General features: G+C 35.9%; 4 protein-coding genes and 1 pseudogene. 2 read left to right on the plus strand and 3 right to left on the minus strand.

Annotation, left to right across the window (positions count from 1 at the left end; translation table 11 throughout):
• Positions 1–1,885: TonB-dependent receptor domain-containing protein (locus tag BZK14_RS02965; protein ID WP_143691290.1), on the plus strand; the 1,885-nt coding region annotated here is incomplete at its 5' end.
• A 151-nt stretch (positions 1,886–2,036) separates the two neighbouring features.
• Here the strand turns inward: BZK14_RS02965 and accC are convergent.
• The 3 genes from accC to aroQ are packed head-to-tail and all read right to left on the minus strand — an operon-like array spanning position 2,037 to position 4,366.
• A complete protein-coding gene (gene accC / locus BZK14_RS02970; RefSeq protein WP_077925108.1) occupies positions 2,037–3,383 on the minus strand; it encodes an acetyl-CoA carboxylase biotin carboxylase subunit in 1,347 nt (448 codons plus the stop codon).
• Between the two features lie 15 nt (positions 3,384–3,398).
• Positions 3,399–3,875, minus strand: coding sequence for an acetyl-CoA carboxylase biotin carboxyl carrier protein (accB, locus tag BZK14_RS02975; RefSeq protein WP_077925109.1), 477 nt, complete (start codon positions 3,873–3,875; stop codon positions 3,399–3,401).
• Positions 3,876–3,907: 32 nt separating this feature from the next.
• Entirely contained in the window at positions 3,908–4,366 is a 459-nt protein-coding gene (gene aroQ, locus BZK14_RS02980) for a type II 3-dehydroquinate dehydratase (RefSeq protein ID WP_077925110.1), read from the minus strand.
• A 292-nt stretch (positions 4,367–4,658) separates the two neighbouring features.
• Here aroQ and BZK14_RS02985 point away from each other — a divergent pair.
• A pseudogene (locus BZK14_RS02985) lies at positions 4,659–4,981 on the plus strand (transglycosylase SLT domain-containing protein); the annotation flags it as partial.

Genomic DNA, 4,981 nt, shown 5'->3' on the forward strand with positions numbered 1-4,981 from the left:
AACTTTATTTGTTGATCCCGATTTAATTAAGCAAGTGACCGTGAATAAAGGTGCTTTCAGTCCTGAAGTTGGTAATGGTGGTTTTGGTGGTAATGTTCAATTAACAACAAAAGATGCGAAAGATTTCTTAAAAGATAATCAAAATTTAGGTGCGTTCATTAAGTATGGTCATCACAGTAATAATGATCAAGATAACTATACTGCGGCAATTTATGGTCAAACTAAAAATCAATTAATAGATGGATTAATCTATTACACTAAGAGTGAATCGAATGATGTGCGTTTAGCAACAGATGAGAAATATCGTGGCTCTTCAATGGATCAATATAGTTATTTAGCTAAAAGTAATATTTATTTAGGGGAGGAGGCTAAGTTAACCATATCAGCTTCCAATACTAAATATAAAGGTTGGATGCCATTTGCTGCAATGGGTGGTAATACGATTACAACGGAACCTAATAATGATTATGATTGGAAGCGTCGTATTTTCTATCGTGATCAGCGTGATAAAAACTATAGTGTAAGCTTTGAATATTTACCATCAGACAACCCCTTTATTAATTTTAAAGCTGAAATTGCACATTCTGAAACAAAGCAGCATGATCAAAAAATTTCACCAGTACCAGGGCAAAAGAAGCCATCTATTTTGTTATCAACCTTTGGTAAAGAGAATTGGACGACTTATAAAAATACAAATATTCATTTAAGAAATAGCAGTATTTTTAGCACAGGAGAAATTCAGCATAATGTAACAGTGGGTTTGCAATATTTACGTAAACAACAGGATGCATTAATGTTTTATGATAGTGGGAAGTATGGCAAGCCAGATTTTAATTATGGTTATTTTACACCGCCTTTTTTACCGGCTGGTCGCCAAACAATCACGAGTGCATACATTGCGGATGATATTAAAATTGGTGATTTTACAGTTACACCATCATTGCGTTATGATCATGTGAAAAATCAGAGTTTTGGTAATATTGCAGGTTATGCATCAATGGATCCTGTGGATGGGCATGATTATCGCTCTGTGACATACGAAGGTTTATCGCCTAGGTTATCCGTTTATTGGCAGCCTAATGATACAGTAGCACTTTTTACAGATTATTCTCATAGTTGGCAATCACCTAATATCCATGATCAATATACGGTTCAAGCAGCAGGTATTAGTGGGCCCAATGGTACAAGTCGTGATTTAGGCAAAGAGAAGTTGCGTGCAATTCGTTTTGGTGGAATGTTAAATTTACAAAGTGTGATTGTGTCAGAAGATCGTTTAACTTTCCAAGCAACAGCTTTTCAAAATAAAGTTAAAAATGAGGTGATTCGTAAGGTTGGTGCAATTTATTGTGAAGCGCATCATATTACGGGTAATAATAAAACTTGTGGCAAGCCTATGAGTGCTTATCATAATGGACCAGGGTATACTATTAAGGGATTAGAATTAGATCTTAAATATGATAGTGAATATATATTTGGTGGTATATCTGCAACTATGATTAAGGGAAAGCGAAAAGGCTCTCCTCGCAATATATGGCAAGAAAATGGCACTTGGATGCGTGATATTCCACCAAGAGAATTAACTGCCACTATTGGTTTTAATATTCCACAGATTAATTTTAGTATGGGTTGGCAGAGTAAAATCGTGCGTAAACAAACTCGTACTCCTGTAATCACTGACCCCAAAGCAGGTGCATTAAGCTATCCACTAACGCCCGGTTATTCTGTGCATAATATCTTTATGGTTTATCAGCCTTATGGTGATAAAGGTCCTAAAATTAATTTTACTATTGATAACTTGTTCAATAAAAATTATTCACCATATTTGAGTGAAAAAGTACCTGCTCCCGGCAAAGATATTCGTTTGAGTGTTTCATATCAGTTTTAGTATGATTTAAGTGGTATTGGGGTTGTCCATATTGGAATAGAGCCACAATTGAAAATTGTGGCTTTTTTATTTTATTCATTACTGAAATTTAGATAATAAAAAAGCTCTGAAAATCAGAGCTTTAATAGTTTGTTTTGAAATAATCTAGAAATTAATCAGATTCTTTCAACATTTTTTCTAAGTAATGAATATCCGTGCCACCTTTGATGAAGTTAGGATCGTTTAAGATTTTCAAGTGTAATGGGATATTTGTTTTGATGCCTTCGATTACAGTTTCTTGCAATGCGTTACGTAAACGAGCGATTGCAATATCTCGTGTATGACCATGAGCAATGATTTTACCGATCATTGAGTCATAGTAAGGTGGAACTTTATAGCCAGCATAGATATGTGTATCTACACGGATACCAGGGCCACCTGGTGGAACGAATGTTGTGATTGTTCCAGGAGAGGGTAAGAATGATTTTGGATCTTCAGCATTGATACGGCATTCGATCGCGTGGCCAGAGAATTTAATATCCTCTTGTGTGAATTTTAATGGTTTACCATTTGCGATATCGATTTGTGCACGGATTAAGTCAATGCCTGTCACTAATTCAGAAACTGGGTGTTCAACTTGAATACGTGTATTCATTTCGATGAAATAGAACTCACCATTTTCATACAAGAATTCAAATGTACCAGCACCACGATAACCAATACGTTTACAAGCATTCACACAGGCTTCACCAATACGAGCACGTTCTTCTTCTGTGATACCTGGCGCTAATGCTTCTTCTAATACTTTTTGATGACGGCGCTGCATAGAGCAATCACGTTCACCTAAGAATACAGCATTACCATGTTCATCTGATAATACTTGGATTTCTACATGACGAGGTTTTTCTAAGAATTTTTCCATGTAAACCATTGGGTTGCCAAAGGCTGCGCTTGCCTCTGCTTTGGTCAATTCAATAGAGGATAATAATTCTTTAGCATCGTGAACAACGCGCATACCACGGCCACCGCCGCCGCCTGAAGCTTTGATGATGACAGGGTAGCCAATTTCTGAGGCTAATTTTAAGTTTGTATTATCATCATCAGTTAATGCGCCAGGAGAACCAGGTACACAAGGTACACCTGCTTCAATCATAGCTTTTTTTGCAGAAACTTTATCACCCATTAAGCGAATTGTTTTTGCACGTGGGCCAATGAAAATAAATCCCGACTCTTCTACGCGTTCTGCAAAATCAGCATTTTCTGCCAAGAATCCGTAACCAGGGTGAATGGCATCAGCATCTGTTAATTCTGCTGCAGCAATGAGCTGCGGCATGTTTAAGTAGCTTGAAAAAGATTGTGGTGGTCCAATACAGATAGAATCATCGGCAAGGAGTACATGCTTTAAATCTCTATCTGCTGTAGAGTAAACCGCAACAGTTTCAATATCCATTTCTTTACAAGCTCGCAAAATACGTAGTGCAATTTCACCACGGTTCGCGATTAGTATCTTTTTAATCATGAAATTGTCCTTATCTTATTCAAGAATGAAGAGCGGTTGATCGAATTCCACAGGCTCACCATTTTGAACAAGGATCGATACAACTTTTCCTGAGATTTCCGCTTCGATCTGATTAAACATTTTCATTGCTTCTACGATACAAACAGTATCACCAATATTAACTGTTTCACCTACACCTGTGAAAGCTTTTGATGTTGGAGATGCTGCTGTGTAGAAAGTACCTACCATTGGTGAACGAATCACTTTACCTTCAGGTAATGCAGGTGTGCTAGGTGTTGCTGCTTGAGGTGCTGCTGCTTGAGGTGCAGCAGTTGTTGCAACAATTTGTTGCATCGGATTGAAGGCAGGGATGGCTGGTGCAACTTGTGCCACAGTCGTACCTTGTGTATTACGGCTAATGCGAATAGAACCTTCGCCTTCAATAATTTCGATTTCTGAGATGGTTGATTCATCAACTAGATCGATTAAGTTTTTAATTTTACGAATATCCATGAGTTTTTATTCTCCTACGACAAAGTTATTAATTATCTTGATGAGATGATATTTTGAGCTCGATAGAGCGCAAGCTCGTAGCCAAAAAGACCATGTCCCACCAGAATTCCTGAAGCAATATCTGATAAATATGAGTGATGCCTAAAATTTTCGCGAGCATATACATTTGAAATATGGATTTCTATAAAAGGAATCTGCACACTCAAAAAAGCATCACGTATTCCGATGCTAGTGTGTGTATATGCACCAGGATTAATGATAATCACATCAATATTATTAGATTTTGCTTGTTGAATTTTTGTGATGATTTCACCTTCAATATTGGATTGAAAGCATGTTAGAGCAATTTCTAGTTGTTTTGCTTTTTGTGTTAGCTGATCTTCGAGCTGTATAAGCGTGGTAGAACCATAGATATGAGGTTCCCTGGTTCCAATCATATTTAGATTGGGGCCATTGATTAACAATACTTTAGGTGAGTCTGCTGTAGACATATTGCCTCATAGTGATGACATAAAATAGGGTAATTATACGTATATCACTTCAAAGTTTCAAAATTTAAGTGAAATTCATTGAAAATTATCAGTTGAGCGATCCTAACAGATAAAGTTAGATATATAAAACAAAATTATATGATTTTAGAAAAAAGTTTAAGATATTGCTGGTATTTCTATTTTAATAGAGTATCTATTGTATTTATCTTTTAAACCTAAGCGAGAGTTTTATGGTGAATATTTTTCATTGTGATAAAATCTTGCTCTCTAAATTGTTTGGACATTGATATAGATGTTTGAATTTCAAGGAAAAGAAATTAGAAATTATTTGTGTTTTATTTGTATTTTTATAGCATCGATGGTGCTTTCAGCTTGTGCAAGTGCTAATACAGCTGCAAGCTCTTCGTCACGAAAAAATGTTGATAGCCGAACTGAAAAATTACTTATTAATGATTTTTCTAAACATAGACAATTAACAGATGAAGTGAAACACAAAGAAGTACAGAAACATATTAAAAGCTTCACAAAGGACCCTAGAATTTTTAATCATTTAGACTCTGATCGTTTAGTCATCATGAGTTATATATTAAATGAAATTAAAAAGCGCGATATGCC

Source organism: Wohlfahrtiimonas larvae (assembly GCF_002006755.1).
In the GTDB taxonomy this organism is placed as follows: domain Bacteria; phylum Pseudomonadota; class Gammaproteobacteria; order Cardiobacteriales; family Wohlfahrtiimonadaceae; genus Wohlfahrtiimonas; species Wohlfahrtiimonas larvae.

Coding starts and splice junctions, on each gene's coding strand:
- accC (WP_077925108.1), bottom strand. CDS start 3,383: ATGATTAAAAAGATACTAATCGCGAACCGTGGTGAAATTGCACTACGT.
- accB (WP_077925109.1), bottom strand. CDS start 3,875: ATGGATATTCGTAAAATTAAAAACTTAATCGATCTAGTTGATGAATCA.
- aroQ (WP_077925110.1), bottom strand. CDS start 4,366: ATGTCTACAGCAGACTCACCTAAAGTATTGTTAATCAATGGCCCCAAT.